This window comes from Mesorhizobium sp. B4-1-3 (assembly GCF_006439355.1).
In the GTDB taxonomy this organism is placed as follows: Bacteria; Pseudomonadota; Alphaproteobacteria; order Rhizobiales; family Rhizobiaceae; genus Mesorhizobium.
The window spans coordinates 276,826-300,862 of sequence record NZ_VFTG01000002.1 but is presented as its reverse complement, the minus strand read 5'-3'; the positions used below and the strand labels follow the sequence as shown (position 1 = coordinate 300,862).

21 protein-coding genes and 1 pseudogene are annotated in these 24,037 nt (G+C 59.1%); 3 read left to right on the top strand and 19 right to left on the bottom strand.

All coding sequences use genetic code 11. The features are described 5' to 3' along the window. Nucleotides 1–24: 24 nt before the first annotated feature. From FJW06_RS04350 to FJW06_RS04285, 14 genes are all read right to left on the bottom strand, one after another. Nucleotides 25–1,656, bottom strand: coding sequence for a glycosyltransferase (locus FJW06_RS04350; RefSeq protein WP_140748513.1), 1,632 nt, complete (start codon nucleotides 1,654–1,656; stop codon nucleotides 25–27). Next, the gene (locus FJW06_RS04345) at nucleotides 1,647–3,365 is read right to left on the bottom strand and encodes a hypothetical protein (RefSeq protein ID WP_140748510.1); all 1,719 of its coding nucleotides are present in this window, start codon (nucleotides 3,363–3,365) and stop codon (nucleotides 1,647–1,649) included. Before FJW06_RS04345 ends, FJW06_RS04350 begins: the two co-directional genes overlap by 10 nt. An 89-nt stretch (nucleotides 3,366–3,454) precedes the next feature. After that, nucleotides 3,455–4,210, bottom strand: coding sequence for an ABC transporter ATP-binding protein (locus tag FJW06_RS04340; RefSeq protein WP_140748507.1), 756 nt, complete (start codon nucleotides 4,208–4,210; stop codon nucleotides 3,455–3,457). Further along, nucleotides 4,207–4,989: an ABC transporter permease gene (locus FJW06_RS04335; RefSeq protein WP_181178145.1), complete on the bottom strand. Its 783-nt coding sequence runs from the start codon at nucleotides 4,987–4,989 to the stop codon at nucleotides 4,207–4,209. Before FJW06_RS04335 ends, FJW06_RS04340 begins: the two co-directional genes overlap by 4 nt. Before the next feature lie 2 nt (nucleotides 4,990–4,991). Next, on the bottom strand, nucleotides 4,992–6,092 hold the full coding sequence (locus FJW06_RS04330) for a DegT/DnrJ/EryC1/StrS aminotransferase family protein (protein ID WP_140748501.1): 1,101 nt from the start codon (nucleotides 6,090–6,092) through the stop codon (nucleotides 4,992–4,994). Between the two features lie 2 nt (nucleotides 6,093–6,094). After that, entirely contained in the window at nucleotides 6,095–7,183 is a 1,089-nt protein-coding gene (gene gmd / locus FJW06_RS04325; RefSeq protein ID WP_140748498.1) for a GDP-mannose 4,6-dehydratase, read from the bottom strand. A 46-nt stretch (nucleotides 7,184–7,229) separates the two neighbouring features. Next, nucleotides 7,230–8,204, bottom strand: a complete 975-nt coding sequence (locus FJW06_RS04320) for a GDP-mannose 4,6-dehydratase (RefSeq protein ID WP_140748495.1) — start codon at nucleotides 8,202–8,204, stop codon at nucleotides 7,230–7,232. A 48-nt stretch (nucleotides 8,205–8,252) separates the two neighbouring features. After that, a complete protein-coding gene (locus tag FJW06_RS04315) occupies nucleotides 8,253–9,668 on the bottom strand; it encodes a mannose-1-phosphate guanylyltransferase/mannose-6-phosphate isomerase (protein WP_210238950.1) in 1,416 nt (471 codons plus the stop codon). Nucleotides 9,669–9,671: 3 nt separating this feature from the next. Next, nucleotides 9,672–11,099, bottom strand: coding sequence for a phosphomannomutase (locus FJW06_RS04310; protein WP_140748492.1), 1,428 nt, complete (start codon nucleotides 11,097–11,099; stop codon nucleotides 9,672–9,674). A 375-nt stretch (nucleotides 11,100–11,474) separates the two neighbouring features. Then, nucleotides 11,475–12,380, bottom strand: coding sequence for a dTDP-4-dehydrorhamnose reductase (rfbD, locus tag FJW06_RS04305; RefSeq protein WP_140748489.1), 906 nt, complete (start codon nucleotides 12,378–12,380; stop codon nucleotides 11,475–11,477). Beyond that, a complete protein-coding gene (rfbB, locus tag FJW06_RS04300; RefSeq protein ID WP_246674527.1) occupies nucleotides 12,377–13,531 on the bottom strand; it encodes a dTDP-glucose 4,6-dehydratase in 1,155 nt (384 codons plus the stop codon). Before rfbB ends, rfbD begins: the two co-directional genes overlap by 4 nt. 14 nt (nucleotides 13,532–13,545) lie before the next feature. Next, on the bottom strand, nucleotides 13,546–14,100 hold the full coding sequence (rfbC, locus tag FJW06_RS04295) for a dTDP-4-dehydrorhamnose 3,5-epimerase (RefSeq protein WP_140748486.1): 555 nt from the start codon (nucleotides 14,098–14,100) through the stop codon (nucleotides 13,546–13,548). Beyond that, complete coding sequence (rfbA, locus tag FJW06_RS04290) at nucleotides 14,093–14,983, bottom strand: glucose-1-phosphate thymidylyltransferase RfbA (RefSeq protein WP_140748483.1); 891 nt, start codon at nucleotides 14,981–14,983, stop codon at nucleotides 14,093–14,095. The genes rfbC and rfbA overlap by 8 nt, the downstream gene beginning before the upstream one ends. 199 nt (nucleotides 14,984–15,182) lie before the next feature. Beyond that, nucleotides 15,183–15,773 (bottom strand): biotin transporter BioY, encoded by a 591-nt coding sequence (locus FJW06_RS04285; RefSeq protein ID WP_140748480.1) that lies wholly within the window; start codon nucleotides 15,771–15,773, stop codon nucleotides 15,183–15,185. 205 nt (nucleotides 15,774–15,978) lie between these two features. Between FJW06_RS04285 and FJW06_RS04280 the strand changes: the two genes are divergently transcribed. Continuing rightward, nucleotides 15,979–16,887 (top strand): MBL fold metallo-hydrolase, encoded by a 909-nt coding sequence (locus FJW06_RS04280; protein ID WP_140748477.1) that lies wholly within the window; start codon nucleotides 15,979–15,981, stop codon nucleotides 16,885–16,887. On the opposite strand, the gene FJW06_RS04275 is transcribed toward FJW06_RS04280, so the two are convergent. After that, nucleotides 16,888–17,673 (bottom strand): DUF1499 domain-containing protein, encoded by a 786-nt coding sequence (locus FJW06_RS04275; RefSeq protein WP_140748474.1) that lies wholly within the window; start codon nucleotides 17,671–17,673, stop codon nucleotides 16,888–16,890. An 81-nt stretch (nucleotides 17,674–17,754) separates the two neighbouring features. Then, a complete protein-coding gene (locus FJW06_RS04270; RefSeq protein ID WP_140748471.1) occupies nucleotides 17,755–19,383 on the bottom strand; it encodes a fatty-acid--CoA ligase in 1,629 nt (542 codons plus the stop codon). A gap of 189 nt (nucleotides 19,384–19,572) precedes the next feature. Here FJW06_RS04270 and FJW06_RS04265 point away from each other — a divergent pair, with 189 nt between their 5' ends. Then, nucleotides 19,573–19,929, top strand: coding sequence for a hypothetical protein (locus FJW06_RS04265; protein ID WP_140748468.1), 357 nt, complete (start codon nucleotides 19,573–19,575; stop codon nucleotides 19,927–19,929). Between the two features lie 204 nt (nucleotides 19,930–20,133). Then, nucleotides 20,134–20,522 (top strand): annotated as a pseudogene (locus tag FJW06_RS04260) (DUF427 domain-containing protein). 77 nt (nucleotides 20,523–20,599) lie between these two features. Here the strand turns inward: FJW06_RS04260 and FJW06_RS04255 are convergent. The 3 genes from FJW06_RS04255 to FJW06_RS04245 form a co-directional block, all read right to left on the bottom strand. Next, a complete protein-coding gene (locus FJW06_RS04255; protein ID WP_181178132.1) occupies nucleotides 20,600–21,343 on the bottom strand; it encodes a polysaccharide deacetylase family protein in 744 nt (247 codons plus the stop codon). A gap of 136 nt (nucleotides 21,344–21,479) precedes the next feature. Then, on the bottom strand, nucleotides 21,480–22,622 hold the full coding sequence (locus FJW06_RS04250) for a glycosyltransferase family 9 protein (protein WP_140748462.1): 1,143 nt from the start codon (nucleotides 22,620–22,622) through the stop codon (nucleotides 21,480–21,482). A gap of 174 nt (nucleotides 22,623–22,796) precedes the next feature. Next, complete coding sequence (locus FJW06_RS04245; RefSeq protein ID WP_140748459.1) at nucleotides 22,797–23,900, bottom strand: glycosyltransferase family 9 protein; 1,104 nt, start codon at nucleotides 23,898–23,900, stop codon at nucleotides 22,797–22,799. Nucleotides 23,901–24,037 lie beyond the last annotated feature (137 nt).

Below are 24,037 nucleotides of genomic sequence, written 5' to 3'. Positions count from 1 at the left end.
ATCCCTGCCTCTCTGCTTCATTCTTCACACACACTGTCCATGAGAAATATTGTCCAGCGCTTCTATATATTGACCGACCACCTCGGTCCAAGATCGGCCAACCAAATGGCGATCATAAAACTCCCGCTGAACTGCAAAAAGACCGTCTCGGTCAGCCAATGCAGCGCTGATGGCATCGGCAATACTCCTGTGGTCGGCCGCATCGAAGAACGTCCGGCGAGCAACCTCAACGTCCCTGATGATTTCACGGGAAACCGGGATATCTGCCATAATTACCGGCGTTCCGACGGAGACCGCTTCCGTAAAGGTGAATGGCATTCCTCCCTCAGCTAGTGAAGGGTTTACCGCCAATGTTGCGAGTCTATAGCAGGCTGCAAGCTCCCTTTCACTCAACCCTCGCACAAAAAGGACGTCGTTGTGGAGCCGGTTCTCGTTCATGAAGCGTACCACGTTGATTGACTCTCGCCACTCTCCAGTCAATAGCAGCTTATATGGCAGGTTCTGGCTTCGCCTTAGGTAATTATAAGCTCGGAGCAGGTTCACTATATTTTTGTTGGGTCGTATTTGGCTAGCGTAAAACAAAAAACCTAGGTCTTTCGACGCGTACCAAGTGGCGTTGTTATTATTTACCGTTCTTGAGAGGGCGCCCCAAAAATTCTGCACACTCACAGAGTCGGTAGCTTCCTCGGTATCAGGGAATCCAGTCACCTTAATCAGCCGGTCAAGCCGGTTCGCGCCGTGTGGAATGACGCTAACGCGATTAGGATCGACGTGAAAGCGGTCTACCAACGTCTTGTTCTTTACGTCGCTACTGTAGGTTACAAAACGATCACCGCCCTCAATTGCCGCCTCAATTCGTTTGAAGTCTTGCATTCTGCGATCGCCATTTGGCTCCTCAATGGCGAAACCCACAGGAAAATGAATCGGCACAACGTCTGGTACGCACATTAGGCGCGGCGCTTTGATTTGATTGAACTCGGGCCAGAACGCGGCAGGTGAATACCATGCTTCGACATTGCGGCGTTTGTTAGCTTCGTCGGCCACCGCCGATGCCTCCGAATCGCACATAAAGCGATAGGCGCTGTGGCTGAGGCGAGTAAACAAGCCATTTCTATTGAGGTACCGCTTGACTCTTGCGATGGGCGACCGCGGTAGAAGTTTTGCAGACGTTTTGGCCATCACAGTTATAGCTACAGCAAATGCCAGCGCCACTACCAAGATGGGTAATGCAGTAATTCCGAGAACAACGACCAAAAGTAGCGCGAATGGGCTTCGAGATCCCAAAATAACCAATATAAATGACTTTGTCATCATGGTGAGGGATTCTTTTACGGCTCTTAGATATCCCTTTCCACGAATTCTTTCTCTTAACTGAGTTCGACGACCTAATAACGCCGCGCGAATCTGATATAATATTCCCAACAAGGACATATGCTTAGGAGAAATCACTTCAAAGAATCCAAACTCCAGATCAAAGTTCTCCAAGAGTTGTTCTAGTGGGCGCCTGAGCCATCGCGGTGCCGCGATGACAAACTTTACATCCTTAAAGCTTGCCGACGCTCTAAGAAACTCAGCAAGATGGCGACCCAATCCCTCGGTTCGTAAATCAACAAGCGGACCATATGCCAGATATATTCCAAATGTTTTCACAGGCATTCCAGCACGGTTTCCAAAAGAGAGTTCGGTGGCGAAGCACCATCTTTAACGAAGTGGACAATCTTGGGGTCTAAGCCTTCCATGTTGACGAGATGCAACACCGTTCGTTCATCGAAAGCGATCACTGCGTCTGGCTCAGGAATGTATCCTAGGCGCGCCTGCCAACGATCGTCGTTTGGTGGCAAACCGGTTTTCGGGTAATCTTGTACGACAACGACAATCGGCTTCATAGGCAGCACTGGCGCAGGCGTTCGCCCCCCGACTACGATCCAAAGATCACTATCTTCGAAGAAGTTCATTTCATCGTCAGGAACTAAGAAAGCGTTGTCGTAGAGAGCCCTTCCTATCCCCGCGTAAGTGAGCGCCCGCTCCGCGGAAGCTTTTGAAATATACTTCCATTCGAATATCCTACACCGGGCATCAATCTCATCGATGTCTCGTTTAAATGCCGCAATAGCGGCTTTTGCAGCTTTCTTTTTTAGCTTGCGATTAAATTCCGATTCTGGATTTTCAACCCCAAGAACGATGCTCAGGCTCTCATTTGCGACTTGGGACTGGCTTGTTAGTTCTCGATAGATACGCACGGCCTCCTGCATGTTTCGATGCGAGCAGAGGATTGCTATTCGTTGGCTGTTTATTCGCTCCTTGCGCTCTCGGTTCCCCGAAGCAAGTTCAATCGTTCGCAGACCCTTGGCCCATGAGTCTTGGGCATGTTCTGCCTTCATTGCCTCAAGCAGCACCGGCTGTGTGGAGCGCACCTTATCTATAAATGCTTTGTCACCATCCAACAGGCGGCGAACCTTCCTTCGGGCTTCCTCCCAGGATTTGGCTCGTCCGGGAAGCGCTAAGCCTCCCAGTCGGTCCAACATGCCCCCAGCCATAAAGACAAGAGGCATACCTACTTTGATAGCTTCGAACGGATGATAATGAACGTGGCGCGGCTCCCTGCTGTGATAAAACATGACCTGCATGTGCTGCATGTTTCTTCTATGCTCTTCCAGAGGCAGATAGCCGAGTATGTGAGAATCGAGCACTTCGATCGACTGGGCTCCCCCGATCGCGTACGGGAACCCTTTAAATTCACGCCTGAACTCCTCGTATATTTCTGCGTAGGCTGGATTGAAGCCTATATCGGGACAGACGAATAGCATTCGCTTGTCCCCTCCCACCCACTCCGTTTCGTTTGGCGTCGAGGCACCGGCCATACCAAGTGGTAGATAGACGGTACGCCTCTGAAGCCAGGGGCTCTCGATCTCGTGGAGATTGGAATATCCTTCTGCAAACCAAAAGCGCGAGCCGAGGCGCCGAAAGGCTGCCTGTGCTCGTCGATACTGCGGCAAGGACTCCAAAATCTTGCTGTACGAGTTTTCGCCCGCCAATCCGTACGTACGCCAAACCAGTTCCCCGCTGAAACGACGACACATCGCTTCAACTCCCTTCGGATCAAAGACAATGAAGAACGCTATGTCGAAATACTTATTGGCGATTTCCCACACCTCTCGATGAGGGCCAGCATACCAATCGGATTGGTTCAGAATTTCAAGATCGTCTTCCGGGATGGTTAGGTTCACGTCCTCCGAGTAATCGACCGAGGCGCTTCGAAAATTTGCATCGTTGGGATAAATCTTCGGAGTAAAGACCTCATATCCCAGTTTCCGGAGCATAGGGATTTCGAATTTTCTAGCTGCTGTGTGATTGAGAATCCACATTATACGCGGGGTACTGTCCACCCGGAAACGCTTTGAATTTCCGGAGGGTACCTCGCTGGATGAAGGTAAGCGTTCGAGGTTCATATCCATCACTCAGTAGCGATCCCGTTCGCTTTATTGTAGCTGGCTATAGCGTCGAAGATATTCCCGTCAAAAATGATCTCTCCATGGTGAAACACGATCCCCCTTTCACAGATGGACTGCAGCGTTACGAAATCATGAGAAGCTAACAACAGAATCTCGGCCTGCTCGACGAGCTCCAATATTCGCTTTCGTGCCTTGCCAATGAAATTCGCGTCACCGGCGCCGATCACTTCATCAAGGAGGAGAATATCGCCCCCAACGGCGGTCGAAATCGCAAATGCCAAGCGCACTTGCATACCTGCCGAGTACGTCTTTATTGGATAATCGATAAATTCCCCGATATCGGTAAAAGCAACAACCTCATCCTCAATCGAACGCATGAATTTTGGAGAGAGGCCCAGAAGAAGCCCTCGATAGAGGATGTTCTCCCGACCGGTGGCGTCTGGTTCAAAACCTAGACTCAGATCGAATAGCGACCGAATCGTCCCTTCGACCGCACGCTTGCCGGAAGATATTGGGTATAGCCCCGCGACCATTTTGAGAAAGGTGCTCTTGCCGGCCCCATTATGTCCGATCAAGCCGACACGCTCGCCAGGCCCAATGTTAAGACTAAGATTTTTCAGGGCGTGTATGTCGACGATCTTCTCCCGTTCTCTTGTCAGCGACGCGAGCGACAACAGCATTGATTTCAGGGAGCGCTCCCTGAAGCCAACCGAAGCGTAGTGGAGATTAACCGACTGGAGGCGTATCCGATTTGTCATAGATAAAAGATCACCCTCCTTTCCGCGAACCTGCCCACCAGCACAGCTGCCGCCGACAGCGCGGCAATAGTGCCAAAGCACCAAAGGTAGTTGGCGGCAGTGGGCCATTCGCCACTCAAAAGCGGAGCGCGAATAATTTGGAGCAGATGATAGATAGGGTTAAAATCCAGAAGGACATGCAAATTGCCCTTACGAAATACGGAAGTTTCGAAATAGATCGGCGACACGAACCACATAGCCTGCATCACGAGGCCAAGCGCATGCGGCAGGTCCCGGAAACGGGTACCGATATAAGCCATCAAAGTTGCCCATGGCCAAGCGATCATTGCCAGTATCGGAAAGATCGTAAGCGCGGCGAACCAACTCCACGAAAGATTTTGCGGAAATACGACAAGCACCCAGATTATCAGCGCTGTACTGGCCATGCCTAGCACGCACAATCCTGTCAAAACGTTGCGCAGCGTATAAATCGCCAGCGGGTGCTTGGTTTGCTTAATGTAGGGAGCGGCTTGAACGAAAGCTGATGCTCCGCCAATCACCGTCGTCGTGACGTATTCCCAGACAATCATCCCCGAGAGGATGTATGGCGCGTAGGCGCCGAGCGTGCTTCCGAAAATGTTGCTGAAGACCAGTGACAGAAGCAGGGTCAATCCGAGCGGCTGCAGGATTGACCAGAAGACGCCAAAAAAAGAACGCCTCCATCGTGCGCGGAGATCCGACATCGACAAGTGCCACCAGAAGTAGCGCGCTGCCCATACGCCCTTCATATAATCAAGCAGGCTCATATTTCGTGCGATCGAAAAAAGGACACGATGGTTCCGCAGATGCGCTCAAGCTGTTCAGGGGGTAACCCTGGATAGCTCGGTAGGTTGATTCCGCGAGCGCTGATGTTCTCCGCTACAGGCAACTCGATATCAGCCCGGCAATGCGGCATGAGATGGGCGGGCGGAAAAAAGGGCCTGGTCTCGATCTCATATTCCGCCAGATGTCTGCGCAGCGGGTCTCGTTGAACTGGACTGTCGACCAGAAGGGAGCACATCCAGAAGGAATGATCCACCGGTCCGACCGGCTCATGGGTCCGCAGAGGCAGCCCGGCAAGGGCTTGCTTGTAGCTATGCGCGATCCTCTTTTTGCTCGCAAGAAGGCCATCGGCTATCTCAAGTTGAGCCAGTCCGATCGCTGCTTGAATGTTTGTCATGCGGTAGTTGTAGGCGAGCATGTCGTGCCAGTACTCACGATCTGGAGACACGCCCTGACTTTTTAGTCGTCGGCATCTATCAATCACGTCGGCCGATCGCGCCAGCACCATCCCGCCTTCCCCAGTGGTGATGGTTTTGTTTCCGAAGAAACTGAAGGTGGCAGCATCACCGAACGTACCGACATGCTGGCCTTTCCAACGGGTCCCGAAACCTTCCGCGCAATCTTCAATAAGAAGGAGATCATGGTCGCGACAAAGGGTCGAGATCGCGTCCATGTCACAGGGATGGCCATACAAATGCACCGCCATTACCGCGCGGGTGTTCGGCGTGATGGCGTTTCTTATGGCGTGCGGATCTACCTGCAGCGTGTCCTGCAGCGAATCTACAAAAACCGGTCGCGCTCCAGTTTGCAAAATGGTGTTGATCGACGCCACATAGGTAAAACTGGGGACGATGACTTCGTGTCCGGCGCCGATGCCTAGCGCCTCCAACGCAAGGTGAAGAGCTACGGTGCCGTTTGCTACACTGGTCGCGTGCTCCGCGCCGACATACTCGGCAAATGCGTTTTCAAACCTCGCTATGAAGGCTCCGCGGGAAGAGATCCATCCGGCCGTCAGGCATTCGTTGACATATGCCGATACGTTTCCGCCGAGGAATGGCTCATATACAGGAATTCGTGCCATGGTTATTCCGCGCGACCAAAGCGCTGATATCCGTGCTCTGCCAAAAGCTGCTCTTGTTGGGCGCCCTTGAAGTCCTCCCGGGCCATTTCTTTGACCAATTCGGCGAATTTAATCTTAGGTTGCCAACCAAGTTTATTCCGAGCCTTACTGGCGTCACCAAGCAGTGTTTCGACTTCTGTCGGACGGAAGTAGCGGGGGTCGACCTCCACGATGCACTTGCCATTTTTGGCATCGTATCCTTTTTCGTCGACGTCATGTCCCTCCCACCTTATCTCAATATCCAGTTCCGAGGCCGCAAGAGTTACAAACTCGCGGACCGAGTGTTGCTCACCAGTTGCGATGACGAAATCTTCTGGGGTCCTCTGCTGAAGCATAAGCCATTGCATTTCGACATAGTCTTTGGCGTGGCCCCAGTCGCGTAGGGAGTCAAGATTTCCCAAATATAATTTTTCCTGCATTCCAAGTTTAACACGGGCCAACGCCCGTGTAATTTTACGAGTGACGAAATTCTCACCTCTTGTTGGTGACTCGTGATTGAATAAAATTCCATTGCAAGCGTATATCCCATACGCTTCCCGATAGTTTACCGTAATCCAATACGCGTATAACTTAGCAACTGCGTAAGGCGATCGCGGATAAAATGGGGTTTTTTCGCTTTGGGGTATCTCTTGCACAAGCCCATAAAGCTCCGATGTTGAAGCCTGGTAAAATCGAACTTTCTTTTCCAAACCAATAACACGTATAGCCTCCAGAATTCTTAAGGCACCTAGCGCGTCGGAATTAGCGGTGTATTCCGGTTCTTCAAATGAAACTGCTACGTGGCTCTGTGCCGCGAGATTGTAAATCTCATCTGGCTTAACGAGTTGGATTATGCGCATCAGGCTTGACGAATCTGTAAGATCGCCATGGTGCAAGGTTAGATCGACGCCTTTTTCGTGTGGGTCATGATACAAATGATCGATACGGTCTGTGTTAAACAGAGAGGTACGGCGTCTTATTCCATGAACAACATATCCCTTGTTTAGCAAAAACTCCGCCAAATAGGCGCCGTCCTGCCCGGTAATGCCAGTTATCAGTGCTGTCTTTTTCATCAATGCTCTCGGTATATTTTGCTAGCTCCCCCGAGCCCTGAAGTCGTTAATCGCCGACCCTTTCGAGATCCGCATCCACCATCTCGCAGATCATCTGTTCCAAAGAGATCGTGGCTTCCCAACCCAGCTTTGCCTTTGCCTTTGCCGGGTTGCCGAGCAGTGTTGGGACGTCCGCTGGCCTAAATAGGTCGGGATCGATGACAAGGTGGTCGTCTATCATCAACCCCACATGTTCGAACGCGATACGGCACATGTCCCGCACCGTCGTCGTCCTGCCGGTGGCGACCACGTAGTCTTCGGGCTGATCCTGCTGCAGCATCAGCCACATGGCGCGGACATAATCCTTTGAGTGGCCCCAGTCTCGCTTGGCGTCGATGTTGCCCAGCCGCAGTTCGCTGGCCAGACCCTTCTTGATCCGCGCTACCGTGTCCGTGACCTTGCGGGTCACGAATTCGATGCCGCGAAGCGGCGATTCGTGGTTGAACAGGATGCCGCTCGAGGCGTGAATGCCAAAGCTTTCGCGATAATTGACGGTGATCCAATGGCCATAGAGCTTCGCTACGGCATAAGGAGAGCGCGGATGGAAAGGCGTGGCCTCCGACTGCATCGGCTCCGGGGTCAACCCGTACATTTCCGACGACGAGGCCTGGTAGAAATGCGCTTCGGGAATTTCGAGGCGTAGCGCCTCAAGCACGTTGGTCACGGCCATGCCGGTGACGTTGCCCGTCAGGATCGGCTGCTGCCAGGACGATTTGACGAAGGACTGAGCGGCGAGGTTGTAGACTTCGTCGGGCCTTACGTCGCGCATGGTTCGCGCCAGGCCGGACAGATCCATCAGGTTCCCGTCGACGATCCTGACGTCCTTCTCGATGCCAAGCCATTTCAGACGCGTCGTGTTGACGTCGGCCGTGCTCGAGCGTCGTGCAAGTCCGTGGACCTCGTAGCCCTTGGCAAGCAAAAGCTCCGCCAGATAGGCGCCGTCCTGACCGGTAATGCCGGTTATCAATGCTGCCTTTGCCATCAACGCTCGATACTATTGTTCGCTCCGGCCCTGCGAGCCGATGAACCGTCAGGCCCTGCCATAAACGTCATCGAACCGCACTATGTCGTCTTCGCCGAGATATTCCCCGCTTTGCACCTCGATCATGACGAGCGGAAGGATGCCCGGGTTTTCCAGGCGATGCTTGTGGCCGCACGGGATATAGGTGGACTGGTTGATCGTGAGCAGGATTTCGCTCTCGCCGTTGACGACCTTGGCGGTACCGCTCACCACCACCCAATGCTCGGAGCGGTGGTGATGCGCCTGTAGGCTCAGGCGGGCATTTGGCTTCACTTCAATCCGCTTGATCTTGAAGCGGTGTCCTTCCTCCAGCACGGTATAAGTGCCCCATGGGCGATGCACCGTGCGATGCAGCGTCGCCGTCTCGTGCCCCTCCGCCTTGAGGCGGCTGTAGAGGTCCTTCACCTCCTGTGCCTTGTCCTTGTGCGCGACCAGCAACGCGTCCGGCGTGTCCACGATCAAAAGATCCGAGACGCCGACAAGGCCGACCAGCCGGTCTTCGCTGTGCACATAGCAGTTCGCCGTGTCGTGCAGGATTGCCTCGCCAGTGGCGCGGTTGCCCTTGTCATCGGCCGGAACAAGCTCCGACAGCACAGACCATGAGCCGATGTCCGACCAATCGAAACCGCAGGGCACGAAACCCACGTTGCCTGCCTTCTCCATTACCGCATAGTCGATGGAAACGGCGGGAACGGCCGCGAAGCTGTCCCTATCCACCTCGACAGTAAGTCTGTCGGCGCTATCCGCTGTCCTGCCTTTCTCGAGAGCCCTGCGTGCACTGGACAAGATGTCCGGGCACAACTCCTGCATGGCTTCGAGCATCGAGCGGGCGGTGAAACAGAACATCCCCGAGTTCCAGAAGAAACGGCCGCTGGCGATGAATTGGGCTGCCGTGACCGCATTCGGCTTTTCCACGAACCGAAGAACTCTATCCCCCTCGGCCTCGATGTAGCCAAAGCCCGTTTCCGGGCGGTCAGGCTTCACGCCGAATGTGACGATCTGGCCGGAGGCCGCAAGCGCCGCCGCTTTCGCGACGCTCGCGCGGAAGCCAGACTGATCAACTATTAGGTGATCCGCGGGAAGCACGACCAGGATGGCGTCCGGGTTCTCATGCGCGACGTGCAGTGCCGCGAGCGCAACTGCGGCTGCGGTGTCACGGCCGAACGGCTCCAGCAGGAATGTGTTTTTCACCTCCGGAGCCGCGACCTCCGCATATTCATCGGCGGTAAGAAACAGCAGATCACGGTTGGTGACAGTCACGACATGATCGACGCCTTCGAGCTCCACGGTGCGGGCGTAAGTCTTTCGAATGAGCGTCCCGCCCTCCGGCAGCGGGATGAAGGGCTTTGGATGCAATGCGCGGGAGATCGGCCATAGCCGGGAACCGACGCCGCCACTGATGATGACAGGAACGATATTGGTCAAACTTCAACTTTCCAAGATTTGATCCCGGCCGAGAGCGAGGCCCCAACCGAGCAATTCGTCTGCGCGCGATTCCGCTCTTGCCTCGACATAGCAGCGCAGTTCAGGCGCGTTGCCCGACGCACGGAAATGCACAACTTCTCCGTTACGCGCGGTGATACGCACACCGTCATGGTTGTCAATATTCGCAAGGCCGCCGAGAGCCGAGAAGATCTTGTTGGCATAGATTGCGTCAGTCGCCAGCTTGCCGAGAAAGGACGCGCTACTCTCGTTCGGCACGTCTTCAAGCCGACCGCTTGCGCCGGCGAGAAAGCGAAAGTCGGCCGCTATCTCCGCGAGCGGACGGCCGGTCTTTGCAATCGCCGAAAGCACGCAAAGGATTGGCAACGCCGAATCCCGCGTCTGCAAAGCCGGAAGGATACGCCCACCTTTCTTGACGGGCGAGCCGAGCAGAACGCCGCCATTCGCCTCGAACCCGACGACACATTTTGCGCCCTCGGCGAGAGCGGTCGCGATACCTTCAATGACGTAGGGCGAACCCACGCGCGTGCGGATCACCCTTCCAAAATAACCGCAACGTTCCAGACCTGAGTTGGAGCTGACCGGCGTGACGACGCAATCGGCACCCAAGAAATGCGCGGTGATGGCAGCTACAAGATCGCCGCGCACGAAAATACCGCCAGCGTCCGCCACGAGCGGCCTGTCGCCGTCGCCATCGGTGGACACGATCGCATCGAACGGTTCCGCCGCCGCCCATTGCTTGAGAAGCGCCACATCCTCCTGTCTGAGAGCTTCGGTATCTACCGGAATGAAGCCTTCGGCCCTGCCCAGAGCAATCGTCTCGGCCCCCAGTCTGCGAAGAACATCGACAACGATGTCTCTTGCCACGGAAGAATGCTGGTAAACGCCGATGCGCAGGCCAGAAAGGCTGCCTTTTTCAAAAAAGCCCAGAAACCGGTTCATGTAACCCTGGGATGGCTCGGCACCTGACCGCTCGGGATCAACTTCAGACAGTGACGGTACGATGTCCCCCATGGCCGCGTGGGTCTCGACGATGTCGCGTTCGTCGCGCTTGTCGATCTCGCCGTCCGCCCGGTAAAATTTGAGGCCATTTCTGTCGTCGGGTATGTGACTACCCGTGACCATTATTGCCGGAGCTTTTTTGCTGCTGGCGTGAAGCGCGAGCGCTGGCGTCGGTAATGCTCCACAATCGACCGGCACCTGACCGGCTTTGGCGATCGCCGCGTGAACAAGCTGCGCGATTTGTGGACTGGACGCGCGAAGATCACGTCCGACATAGACCTTCGAGCCTTCATTCAATGCGCCCCGGTCCCGGAGCATGCGCAGGAACGCGGCTGTATAGGTGTACGCCGGTGGCCCTCGAAGCTCGCTGACGAGACCGCGCAGCCCACTGGTACCGAACTTCAAAGCCACCGTTTGCCATCCTTTCCGAAGAAATCTGGCCCGACGCAAGTTAGGTAAACTGACATCGATTTCGCGAGCCCTGCGACAGCATTGCGGCGGATGCGAAGCATCAGACAACACATAGCTATAGATCAGCCGCCGGAGTGGCTTGCTGTATATTCGAATTAATATTCGACTTTTCTAATATTGATGAACAGAGGAACGTTCCTCTGCTGTCAGCAAGGATAGTGCCTTTCAAGAAGGTCTCCTTGAGTTGCCGAGCCCCCCGGCCCCGCAAGCTGCTCGTGCTTAGGTTTCGCGACGTGGCTTGTCAATCTCTGGCTTAACCTTCGCACAGCTGGACCCTAAACAACGCAGGCCAAGACAGCAGATACGCGCTGTCCGCTATTCCACAGGGATCCGAGCCCTTCCAATCTGAACACGTCGTATAACGGCCTCGACCGAACTCCGCCACCCCGGCGCCGTCCACCCAAACACACCCGCAAACTTCGCGCTCGACAGCCGCGAGTTGGCCGGCCGCCTGGCCTTGGTCGGATAGTCGCTCGTCGAGATATCGCGCACCATCGCGTGCGGGCCACCAAACGCCCGGCTTGTGTCGAGGACATTACGGGCAAAGCCGCTCCAGTTGGTCTCGCCCTCGCCTGCCAGATGGTAGATGCCGAAGGCGGCGAAATTCCTGTCGTCGACCAGCTTCGGCGCCGCATGCAGGATCGCGTCGGCGATGTCGAGCGCCGACGTCGGATTGCCCCATTGATCGGCGACGACCGCGATCTCGTCGCGGTCGCCGGCCAGCCTCAGCATCGTCTTGACGAAGTTCTTACCGAAGGGACTGTAGACCCAGGCGGTGCGCAGGATGAGGTGGCGCGGGTTGGCCATGGCGACCGCGTCTTCGCCGGCGAGCTTGGAGGCGCCGTAGACGCCGAGCGGGGCGGTGGAGTCGGTTTCGACATAGGCGCCGTCCTTGGTGCCGTCGAAGACATAGTCGGTCGACAGATGGATGACGGGGACGCCGAGCCTCGCCGCGGCTTCCGCCACCTTGCCGGCGCCGGTTGCGTTCACCGCGAAGGCCAGGTCCTTCTCGTCCTCGGCCTGGTCGACGGCGGTGTAGGCGGCGGCGGAAACGACGATGTCCGGCCTTGCCGCTTCCAGCGCCGCGAGCACCGTATCGGGCCGCGCAAGGTCGAGCGCCGGCCGGCCGACTGCGACGACTTCGACATCGTCGCGGCCCCGCGCCGCCTCGACCAGGCTTGCGGCGACCTGGCCCTCGCGTCCGGTGACGGCAAGCCTCACGTCGTTACCTTCCTGCTCTCGGCCGCGTTCCCGGCCGGGTTGCCTTGAACCTTCGCGTTTTCAATTGGGACGTTTTCTATCGGGCGCTTCTCCGCTGCGGTCCGGCCCAGCCGCTCGCCGGCGTAGCGCTGCTCGCGGATCGGCCCCCACCACCATTTGTTGTCGAGATACCAGTCGACGGTCCTCGCCAGGCCGCTGTCGAAATTCTCCTTTGGCGTCCAGCCGAGTTCGCGCGCGATCTTGGAGGCGTCGATCGCATAGCGGCGGTCATGGCCGGGGCGGTCGGTGACGAAGGCGATCAGTTCGCGATGGCGCTTGCCGCCGGCGCGCGGGCGCCTCAGGTCGAGCAAATCGCAGATCGCCTCGACCACGCCGAGATTGGTGCGCTCGGAATTGCCGCCGACATTGTAGCTCTCGCCCGGCCGGCCCCTGGTGGCCACCAGTTCCAGGGCCCGCGCGTGATCGTCGACGAACAGCCAGTCGCGCACATTGGCGCCGGCGCCGTAGACCGGCAGCGGCTTCTCGTCGAGCGCGTTGAGGATGACCAGCGGGATCAGCTTTTCCGGGAAATGATAGGGGCCGTAATTGTTCGAGCAGTTGGACAGCACCACAGGCAGGCCATAGGTCTCGTGCCAGGCCCGCACCAGATGGTCGGAGGCGGCCTTCGACGCCGAATAGGGCGAGGACGGCGCATAGGGCGTTTCCTCCACGAACATACCGCCGTCGAAGGGCAGGTCGCCGAAGACTTCGTCGGTCGAGACATGATGGAAGCGGAAGCCCGCCTTGCGCTCCTCGGACAGGCCGCGCCAATATTCCAGCGCCGCATTCAGGATGCGGTAGGTGCCGACGATGTTGGTCTCGATGAAGGCGCCCGGCCCGTCGATCGAGCGGTCGACATGGCTTTCGGCGGCCAGGTTCATGACGATATCGATGTCGTCGCGGCGCAAGATCTCCAGCACCGCGCGCTCATCGCAGATGTCGGCCTGCTCGAAGCGGTAATTATGCGCATTCTCGATCGGCCTTAGCGAAGCGAGGTTGCCCGCATAGGTGAGCTTGTCGAGATTGGTGACGCGGTAGGCCGGATTGGCGCACAGATGCCGGCACACGGCCGAGCCGATGAAGCCGGCGCCGCCAGTGACCAGGAAATTCAGCCCGCCCTCTTCCCTCACGCGAAAACCTCCGCCTCGCCTAGCAGTGGCGCCTTGCGATCCTTGTCCGAGAGCTGAAAATCGCCTGCGAACGACGGCCACGCAATGCCGATTGCCGGGTCGTCGAAGCGGATCGACCTGTCATGCTCCGGCGAATAGGTATCGGTGACCTTATACAGAATCTCGGTGTCCGGCACGAGCGTGACGAAGCCGTGCGCATATCCCTTGGGCACCAGGATCTGGTTTCCTTTCTCCGCTGAAATCTCCAGCGCCGACCATTGGCCGAATGTCGGCGAGGAGCGGCGGATATCGACGACGACGTCGAACACGCTGCCCCGCACAACCCGCAGCAGCTTGTCCTGGGCGCGGGGCGGCAGCTGATAGTGCAGGCCGCGCAGGACGCCGGCGGCCGCGGAATAGGAATGGTTGTCCTGCACGAAGGTCAGGTCGATACCCGCTTGTGCAAACCGCTCCGCGTTCCAGGTCTCGCAGAAATAGCCGCGCGCGTCGCCATGCCGCTTCGGCACGATCTCCAGCACACACTCCAGGCCGAGCGTCCTGACCTCAAGCACCTTGATCCTCCGTCAGGTCGGCGACCCGCCTGCGCAGATAGGCGGCATATTCGTTCTTGCCGAGGCGCGCCGCGCGTTCCAGAACCTTGTCGGCGTCGAGCCAGCCTTGCTCGAAAGCGATTTCCTCGGGGCAAGCGACCTTGATTCCTTGCCGATGTTCAATAGTACGCACAAAGAATGACGCCTCGTGCAGGCTGTCATGCGTTCCCGTGTCGAGCCAGGCATAGCCGCGGCCGAGCCGGTGGACTTGCAGTTCCCCGCGATGGAGATAGGCGTTGTTGACCGCCGTGATCTCAAGCTCACCACGTGCCGAGGGTCGGATGGTGGAGGCGATGTCGACTACCCTGTTGTCGTAGAAATAGAGGCCGGTGACGGCCCAGTTGGATTTCGGCTTGAGCGGCTTTTCCTCGATCGTCAAAGCCATGCCGGTGGCCTTGTCGAACGAGACCACGCCATAACGCTCGGGATCCTCGACATGATAAGCGAAGACCGAAGCCCCGCTTTCGCGCGCAGCCGCCGTCCGGCAGAGCTTGGATAGGCCGTCGCCGAAATAGATGTTGTCGCCGAGGATCATCGACACGTTGTCCTTGCCGATGAAATCACGACCGATGATAAAAGCCTCGGCTAGGCCGTTGGGCTGTGGTTGCTCGGCATAGGACAGCTCAAGACCGAATTCCGAGCCGTCGCCGAGCAGAGCCTGGAAAATCGGCAGGTCACGCGGCGTTGAGATCACCATGATCTCGCGTATTCCCGCGAGCATCAGCACGCTCAGCGGGTAATAGATCATCGGTTTGTCGTAAATCGGCAGGATTTGCTTGGAAACCGCTATTGTGAGCGGATAGAGGCGTGTTCCGCTGCCCCCGGCCAGGATTATTCCCTTCAACAGGCTCTCCGTCGAGCTGCCGGGGCGCGCTCAGATATCGAGATGCCCGCGGTCGCGTTTCGTGTGTCGGCTCGTCCGTTTATGCCCCAGCATGTACTAATATCGGATTTAATGCCGCCCCTTGCAGTCATGCGATTGGGCGCGTGTGAAGGCGAAAAAGCCGGCGGGTGCTCGGCCCGCCGGCTTTCTTGGCTCGGGCTCAGCCGCGCTTGAGCAACGCCCACACGGCCGGCACGAGGCTGGCGGCCAAGGCCACCTTGATCAGGTCACCGACGATAAAAGGCAAGACGCCGAACTGCCAGGACTTTTCCGGCCCGATGAGGATCGCCAGCCAGGCAAAGCCCATGGCCATCATGACGACTTCCGCCGCCAGCATGGCGCCGAACAGCCTGAAGGGATTGCGGTCCCAGCCGCGATCCGCGGCCCAGCCGGCGATCGCCGCCATGACCATGAAGCCGGCAAGATAGCCACCGGTCGAGCCCAGCATATAGGCGATGCCGATGCCCTTTTCCGGCGTACCCTGAAAGACCGGCAAGCCAAAAGCACCCTCGGCGAGGTAGAGAAGAAGCGTCGCGACGGCCAGGCGCAGGCCGAATGCAGAGGCGATCAACAGCACGGCAAGCGTCTGCAGCGAAATGTCGACCGGGCCGAGCACCACTTTGGTCTTGGCCGAAAGCGTCAGCAGCAGGGTTCCGGCAAGCGCCAGGAAGAGTTGGCTCGCGAGCCGGGCAGCGCCGCGATCCGGCAGGGTGAGAGAAACAAGCGGACGCATCGTGGTTGCAGTTGCCATGGTCTTCCCCATTCTGGCTGATTTGCTGGCTTTTAAAGTGCGCCGCGCATCAACGGATTCAACGACGCGCTTTGCAAATTTGTGTTGATGCATGCCGTTCACCCAAAACCGCTGCGCAGTTTTGGGCGACACGCATTGATTTTCCTATATTGGCTTCCGTATTGGGCGGCAATCATTTTGCCGCGTTGCAACGGAGCCCGCCGGCATGGCCCTTGAATTCGACACCAGCTTCGATCCCGCCTACGGCCAGGCTGTTGCGGTTGCGCCGGATGTGCTGCGCATCACCGCCAGAAATCCGAGCCCGTTCACCTTCCACGGCACCAACAGCTATCTGGTCGGCCGCGAGACGCTGGCGGTGATCGACCCAGGGCCGGAAGACGACGCCCATCTCGAAACGCTGCTCAAGGCAATGGCCGGCCGGCCGGTCAGCCACATCTTCGTCAGCCACACGCATCGCGACCATTCGCCGCTTGCGGCGCGGTTGAAAGAGCTGACCGGCGCGCCGACGCTCGCCGAAGGCCCGCATCGGCCGGCCCGCGCTTTGCGCATCAGCGAGGTCAATCCGCTCGATGCCAGCGCCGATCTCGCCTTCGTTCCCGACGTCGTGCTGGCCGACGATGCGTTGACTGTGGGTGACGGCTGGGCCATTCGCACCGTGCTGACGCCCGGCCACACCGCCAACCACGCCGTTTTTGCCCTGGAGGGAACCGGCACCCTGTTTTCAGCCGACCATGTCATGGCGTGGTCGACCTCGATTGTCGCGCCGCCGGACGGCGCCATGGCCGACTATATGAGCTCCCTCGACAAGCTCCTCGCGCGCGAGGATCGCTTGCTGCTACCGGGCCATGGCGGACCTGTGACCGCACCGGGCAGGTTCATGCGCGGCCTGAAGACTCATCGCAAGATGCGCGAAAGGGCAATCCTCGAGCGCATCCGGGCCGGAGACCGCACTATCAAGGAAATGGTCTCGGCGATCTATCGCGACACCGACCCGCGGCTACACGGCGCCGCCGGTCTTTCGGTGCTTGCCCATCTCGAGGATCTGGTTGCCCGCGGGCTCGTGGCCACAGAAGGCGATCCGGCGATCGACGGCATTTTCAGCCCCGCCGCGTGATCACTCAGCCGGCGCCGCGCCGACCTGCCCGGCGACCTCCTGGTCGAGCTCGCCAAGGAAATCCGTGATGCGGGCGGCGTTGTCGCCTAGATCGTAGCGGCCGTAGCGCGAGGCCGAGCGCATGTCGACGATCACCTGATCGCCGTCGTCGGTGATGCGGATGGCGACGTCGGCCGGCAATCCGAGCACGAAGCCCTTGGCCAGCGCATTGATCGTCGCCTCGCTCTGCCCGTTGATGTCGGGATAAGGCGCCGTCAGCTGCCAGTCGCGGCGGTCGAGCACGGTTTCGACAGCGTCGACCACGGTTTCGAAAGGCAGATTGTAGCTGCGCCCGTTGACCAGCGGATAGGCATCGGCCTGCAGGCTCTGTTCGCCCGGCGTCGGCGGCGACAGCTCGTTCATGTCGGCGGTGCGGTCGCTGGTGTCCAGCGCCGGCGGATCGTCGAGATCGGTCGAGATGTCGCGCAGCGGCGGATAGATCGTCGCCCAGTAGACCGCGACGCCGTAGGGGGCCAGCACCAGCAGCGCCAGCAATGCGCCGATGCTGAGATCGCGGCCGCCGCGATCGCCGAAACTCCAGACCCGCGAGAAGGCAAGGCCCGCCAGCAACAGGGCAAGCGCCGCCAGCAACGCCACGACCGCCAGCACCCACAGGAAAGGCAGTGTCTCCACAAGGTCGAGCCGATAGCTCGCAACGACGGTGAGCAGAAGGACGAGAGAAAATGCCCCGATCCGACGCGACCAGCCGGCCGCCCTCGACGTCTGCCGTTCAGGAATTGTAGCCATGGTCTGCCGCATTACCCCAGTCCGAACCGAGACTTAGAGGTTTTTGGCGCGGGCTTGAAGCCGAAGATCGAACATTTTTCGTCAATCCGTCGGTAGGCGGTAGTCCTTGAACCGGGCGCGCAAACTGGTCTTCTGGATCTTGCCGGTGGCGGTGTGCGGAATTTCGCCGACGAAGGCGACGTCGTCGGGCATCCACCACTTCGCCACCTTGCCGCTCATGAAGGTGAGGATGTCGTCCTTGCTCGGCTCCCTGCCGGGCTTGCTCACCACGACGAGCAACGGCCGCTCGCCCCATTTCGAATGCGGGATGCCGATGGCCGCCGCTTCCGCCACGTCCGGATGGCCGACCGCGAGATTCTCAAGATCGATGGTCGATATCCACTCGCCGCCGGATTTGATGACGTCCTTGGCGCGATCGGTGATCTGCATGTAGCCACTGGCGTCGATGTGGGCGACGTCGCCGGTGTCGAACCAGCCATCGGCATCGAACTGCTCGGCCCCGGCGCCGCCATAATAAGCGCGCGCCACTGCGGGACCGCGCACCTTGAGATGCCCGAAGGTCTTGCCGTCCCAGGGCAACGCGTTGTTGTCGTCGTCGGTCACCTTCATCTCGACGCCGAAGGGCGAAAAACCCTGTTTGGCCTGGATATCGAGCCGCGCCTCGCCGGTCAGCGTCTCATATTGCGGCTTCAAGGTGCAGAGCGTGCCCAGGGGCGACATCTCGGTCATGCCCCAGGCATGCACCACCTGCACGTCGTAGTTGTCCTGGAACTTGGCCGTGATGGCGCGTGGACAGGACGCCCCGCCGATCACGACCTTCTTCAGATATGGCAGCTTCTTGCCGGTTTCTTCCAGATATTGCAGCAGCATCATCCAGACGGTCGGCACGGCGGCGCTGAACGTCACCTTTTCGGTATCGAGCAACTCATAGATCGAGGCGCCGTCCATCTTGCAACCCGGCATCACCAGCTTGGCGCCGATCATCGGCCCGCTCTGGCCGAGCCCCCAAGCGTTGGCGTGAAACATCGGCACGACCGGCAGGGCGACATCGCGCGTCGACAGGCCCATGGCGTCGGGCATCGCCGCCATCATGGCGTGAAGGACGTTGGAACGATGGCTGTAGAGAACCCCCTTCGGGTCGCCCGTCGTTCCGGAGGTGTAGCACATGCCGGCGGCGGTGTTCTCGTCGAAGGTCTTCCAGGCGAAGGCGCCGTCGGCCTCTGCCAGCCATTCCTCGTAAGCGACGGCGTTCGCCAGCGACGTCTGGGGCATATGCGCCCGGTCGGTCAGCACGATCACCCGCCGCAGCGATCGTACCGCGCCGGCGATCTTTTCCAGGAGCGGCACAAAGGTCAGGTCGACGAAGATCGCCTTGTCCTCGGCATTGTTCATGATCCAGGCGATCTGCTCGGGAAAAAGCCTCGGATTGAGCGTGTGATAGATCGCGCCGATGCCCATGATGCCGTACCAGGCTTCGATATGGCGGGCCGTGTTCCAGGCGAGGGTCGCGATGCGATCGCCGAGTACGAAGCCGTCACGCTCCAGCCGCTGCGCAACCTTGAGCGCCCGGCGATGGATTTCGGCAAAGGTGGTGCGTACGATCGGACCTTCGATCGAACGTGACACGATTTCCCGGCTGCCGTGCTGGCGTTCGGCATGGTCGAGCAGCTTATGGCAAAGCAGCGGCCATTCCTGCATCAATCCGAGCATCAATTCCTCCCCTTTGCGCATTCGCGTCATCTTTTCACGCATTGTGGAATGAACGGTCGGTTTGTCCAGCCGTCATAAGTCGAAGGACGTGGACGAATCGAAGAACCGGCAAAACCGCCATAATCCGGCCATCGTCGCCGTTAAGCTTCATTAACGGGCTGGGTGAGATTGGCGAATGGAGAGATTCGCATGGACGCGCAGCTCGACGAAAAAGCCCTCGAAAGCACGCTTGCCGAAAGTCTGGACGACCTGACGCCGGACGTCAAAACCGTTTCCGAAGATGAATTTGCCGAAGTTGTCGGCGGCGCGCTTGAGGCCGTCGGCGGAACGCTGCTGTTCAAAATGCGCGTTGAAAACGGCGCCGAGGGCGAACATGTCGCCGCCGCCTGCATCGGCGACGCCGGCAACCGGCAATTCCTGCTCCTCACGCTGCCGACCAGCGGCGGTGCGCTGAAGGTCGAGACCGCGGCGCGCAGCACCAATCCCGTCGCGGGTATTGCCGCTGCCTATGCCGGCCTCATGGACGCCTTCAAGACGGCCGCCTGACCGCCGGAAAACAGACGTTCAATGAATGGTGATGACGTACGGCGGGATCCGCGCTTGCGCGATGCGCTTGGCCGACACATGTAAATCTTCCCCGAGAACATGTCATCGTTTTACCGAAACGATGAACGCTTCCACTTCGTTTCGATGCAATTCCGGACGGAAAACGCTTCCCACTTTCCCTGGAATTGCTCCAGGAGACCACTTATGGACAAGCCCGCCAACCCCGCCCCCGGCTTCCAGCGCAATCCCGACAAGGTGATCACCGTCGAACTGTATCGGGGCAACGTCACCGTGCGCGCCGGCGACACCGTCATCGCCCGCTCGGCCCGGGCCAAGGTGCTGTCGGAGCCGCCCTACCCAGCCGCCTTCTACATCTCCTTCGACGACATCGACTTCAGCAAGCTCGCCGCCACTGAGCATTCCACGCATTGCCCCTACAAGGGCGATGCCAGCTACTGGAGCGTCCAGCCGGCCGGCGAAGCCGGCATGACGCGATGTGGGCTTACGAACAACCGTTCGACGAAATGACCGAGATCCGCAATCACGGCGCGTTCTACACGAACAAGGTGACGGTCGAAGCAGAACCGGGCTGAGCCTTATCGGCTGGCCAAGACCGGAAGCGCAGGAAACTCGCTGTTCGCGGGCGGCCTCACCTGGATATCGTGGCACTTCAGTCCGTCGTGCCGTCGTTCCCAATGCCTTCGGCGTCGTCGAGGCGCACGAAGGTCATGCCCTTCTGTTTCAAGGCGAGCAGGCCCTGAACCACGCCCTCGCCGGCCGCATGGGTCGGCTGATTGATGTGGGCGATGATGACGTCGCCGTCCTTGGCGGCGCCTATGCGGCGCGCCGTTTCTTTGGCGCCGAGCAACGAGCCGCCATCGCCATTGATCGAGAAGCCGGCGATCTTGAAGCCCAGCCTGCGGATCATGGCGATCGCCGAAGGGCTGTATTCGGCGGTGGCGCCGCGGAACCATTTGGGCGCCGGCCCTCCTGCCCTGGCAAGGGCGGCGGCGCCGGATTGAACCTCGGCCTGGACGGCATCCGGACTGCCGGCGCTGCGGATGCCATAGATCTTGCGCGGCGCATCGACCGCCGGAATGTGGCGGCCGCCATGGTTTTCCAGCTCGAACAGGTCGGGATGCGCCCGCATGATCTCGAGGGCTTCGGCATTGCGCTTCAGCCAGATGCCGGTCACGAATATCGTCGCCGGTATCTTGTTGTCGACAAGCGCCGAAAGGATTCTTGTGTCGGTCTTGCCGCCGCAAGCATCGAGCGTCAGGGCGACGCGACCGCCGCCGCCTTCAACGCCCTGCGGCTTCAGATGCAGCGTCGGCTCGAGCAGTGTCGCAGCATTGCCCGCCGACGCCGCGAGCGGCGACAGCGCCATCGCGCAAAGGAAATTTCGAAAACCCATCATCCATTCCAACCCGGCGCGCACGGCCATAGTCGCGCCGCGCCAACAAACTTTGCCTCTACAAGACCGGCATCTAGGCGAAAATCGGGACGGCAAACAGCACAAGAAGCGACAGTCGCGAAAATTTGCTTTCGCCCTACACCGCAGTGTCCGGGTCCCCTTCCGTCCGCGCCAGCAGTTGGAGCACGGCATCGGCGACCGTGTCGACATCGAGGCGCCAGACGCAACATGCCTTGCTCGGATTGGTCCGGTGACACAGGTCGCCGCCCACACACTCGCAAGGCATGGAGGGTCGCAGCGAGATGCTGGGCACCCCGACAGGCCCCCACACGATCGGGTTGGTCAGCCCAAACAGGCCAACCACCGGGGTGCCGGCGGCCGCTGCCATATGCATCGGGCCGCTTTCGTTGCCGAGAAACAGCCGCGCCTCTTTGAGCAGGGCCAGCAGCGTTTCAAGCGATAGCGCCCCTACCAGGTTGACCACCGGCGTTCTTACCAGGGTCATGATTTTCTCGTTCGCTTCGGCCTCATCGGGACCGCCGACCAGAACGACGGGGAGACCGGTTTCGGTCGATATCGTGTCGATGACCGCGGCAAAGCGCTCGGGCAGCCAGCGGCGCCCCGGGAAGCTTGCGCCGGCATGTACCACCAGGAAGGCATTGCGCCGGAGTCTGAACTTGTCCAGCAAGGCCTGGACGCGCGCGGTTTCCTGCGGCAGCGGCTGGATTGAGGGAAATCTCACCCGCAGGTCCACGCCAAGCGCCTCCAGCGGCGAAAGATTCCGATAGAGAAAGTGCCTCTCGCCGTAGCCGAACGGCTTGGCCCGAACATTGGCGGATTGGCGCTCCAACCGGCGCAAGGGCCTCTCAGTCGGGAAATAGCCGACCCGGATCCTGGCGTTGACGACCATGGCGACGAAATGCGTCGTTCTTGAATCGGTCAAGTCGATGGTCATATCGAAAGCCAAGCGACGCAGCTTTCGCAACACCTGGTAGAGTTCCACGCCGCGTTGCAAAATCGTGCCGCGCGCGCTCGACCGCTTGAAAACCACCGTCTCAGCCGCGATACCGTGGGCAGTCAGGAAGTTTGCGCAGCGAGCCTCGCAAAGGAAGACAATCCTGGCGTTCGGATAGGCGATCTGCAGATTTTTCGCCAGCGCCGAGGCAAGAACCAGGTCGCCGATATATTTCGTTTGCAGGATCAGGATCGAGCGGACGTCTTCGAAGGGGCCTTGCAATATCCGTGTCGGGGCACCCGAACTGAATTGAGACGTCGACATCCGGGGCCGCCACGCGCATGTTTCACGTGGCTCTCATATACAAGACGGCAAGGCCTTGGACCAGAGTGACTCGCACGTCCCGGCAGAGCGCTTCGCTATTTCATGCAATTGCGAAATTCTATATTTTGTTATTTTGCAATGCGGCGAATGGACGGCACCAAATCTCCGCCTGTGTCAGACAGCGGTCTCCAATGGCATTTCCGTCCGTGCCAGGAGCTCCAGCGCAGCCTCGACGACCGGATCGACATCCAGGCGCCAGACACAGCATGCCTTGCTCGGATCGGTCCGGCGGCACAGGTCGCCGCCGACGCAGTCGCAAGGCATGGATGGCCTGAGCGAGATACTCGGCACGCCGAGCGGAGCCCAACGGACCGGGTTGGTCAGGCCGAACAGGCCCACCACCGGCGTGCCTGTCGCGGCCGCTATATGCATGGGCCCGCTTTCATTACCGAGAAACAACCGCGCTTCCTTGAGCAGCGCCAGCAAGGTTTCCAGCCGCAGCATGCCAGCAAGGTTGATGACAGACGTCTTTGCCGCCGCGATGATCCTGTCGGTCGCTTCGCTCTCGTCCGGGCCGCCGACCAGAACCACCCGCAGGGCGGTTTCCCGTGCGATCCTGTCGATTGCTTCGGCGAAGCGCTCCGGCTGCCAGCGCCGGCCCACGAAGCTTGCGCCGGCATGAACGGCAATAAAGGCGTTTGGCTGAATTTTATGCCTGGCGAGCAGCGCCAGCGCGCGCGTCGTCTCGAAGGGCAACGGTCGAATGGCCGGAGCCCTGACGCGCAGGGCGATACCAAGCGCCTCCAGCGGAGACAAATAGCGATAGAGATAATGCTTTTTGCCGAATCCGTAGGGTTTCATCCGGACGTTGGCGGGTTGGCGCTCATGCCAGCGCAAAGGCCGCTCCGTCGGAAAATAGCCGACCCTGACCGGAGCGTTGACCAGTTCGGAAATGATCCGCGAGGTCTTGGAGTCGGTGATATCGATCGTCATGTCGAAGCTGTGTTGCCGCAATGTCCGCACCATGCGGAAGAGCTCGAGCCCTCGCTCGAGCGGCGAACCCCGCATCTTGGCACGGCTGAAGGGGACGACCTCGGTGGCAATGCCGTGCCCCGTCAGGAAGCCGGCGAAATGCGCCTCGCAGAGAAACACGATTCTGACGCCCGGATATTGAAGCTGCAGGTTCTTCGCCAGCGCCGAGGCAAGGACGATGTCGCCGATGAACTTGGTCTGCACGATCAGAATCGATCGGAAAGCGGTGGGGGAAATCTGCAGCATGGGTTTCTGGCACCAATAAATCCGGTGTCGGAAACTCCCTTGGAACGGTGTCGAGATTCAGGGTCGTCACGCGCACGTTCGCGTGACATTGCATACAAAACCGTAAGGCATCGGAACGCCCAGGGCTTTCACGGAAA

Coding starts and splice junctions, on each gene's coding strand:
- FJW06_RS04350 (WP_140748513.1), bottom strand. CDS start 1,656: ATGCCTGTGAAAACATTTGGAATATATCTGGCATATGGTCCGCTTGTT.
- FJW06_RS04345 (WP_140748510.1), bottom strand. CDS start 3,365: ATGTGGATTCTCAATCACACAGCAGCTAGAAAATTCGAAATCCCTATG.
- FJW06_RS04340 (WP_140748507.1), bottom strand. CDS start 4,210: ATGACAAATCGGATACGCCTCCAGTCGGTTAATCTCCACTACGCTTCG.
- FJW06_RS04330 (WP_140748501.1), bottom strand. CDS start 6,092: ATGGCACGAATTCCTGTATATGAGCCATTCCTCGGCGGAAACGTATCG.
- gmd (WP_140748498.1), bottom strand. CDS start 7,183: ATGAAAAAGACAGCACTGATAACTGGCATTACCGGGCAGGACGGCGCC.
- FJW06_RS04320 (WP_140748495.1), bottom strand. CDS start 8,204: ATGGCAAAGGCAGCATTGATAACCGGCATTACCGGTCAGGACGGCGCC.
- FJW06_RS04285 (WP_140748480.1), bottom strand. CDS start 15,773: ATGGCAACTGCAACCACGATGCGTCCGCTTGTTTCTCTCACCCTGCCG.
- FJW06_RS04280 (WP_140748477.1), top strand. CDS start 15,979: ATGGCCCTTGAATTCGACACCAGCTTCGATCCCGCCTACGGCCAGGCT.
- FJW06_RS04275 (WP_140748474.1), bottom strand. CDS start 17,673: ATGGCTACAATTCCTGAACGGCAGACGTCGAGGGCGGCCGGCTGGTCG.
- FJW06_RS04270 (WP_140748471.1), bottom strand. CDS start 19,383: ATGCTCGGATTGATGCAGGAATGGCCGCTGCTTTGCCATAAGCTGCTC.
- FJW06_RS04265 (WP_140748468.1), top strand. CDS start 19,573: ATGGACGCGCAGCTCGACGAAAAAGCCCTCGAAAGCACGCTTGCCGAA.
- FJW06_RS04255 (WP_181178132.1), bottom strand. CDS start 21,343: ATGGGTTTTCGAAATTTCCTTTGCGCGATGGCGCTGTCGCCGCTCGCG.
- FJW06_RS04250 (WP_140748462.1), bottom strand. CDS start 22,622: ATGTCGACGTCTCAATTCAGTTCGGGTGCCCCGACACGGATATTGCAA.
- FJW06_RS04245 (WP_140748459.1), bottom strand. CDS start 23,900: ATGCTGCAGATTTCCCCCACCGCTTTCCGATCGATTCTGATCGTGCAG.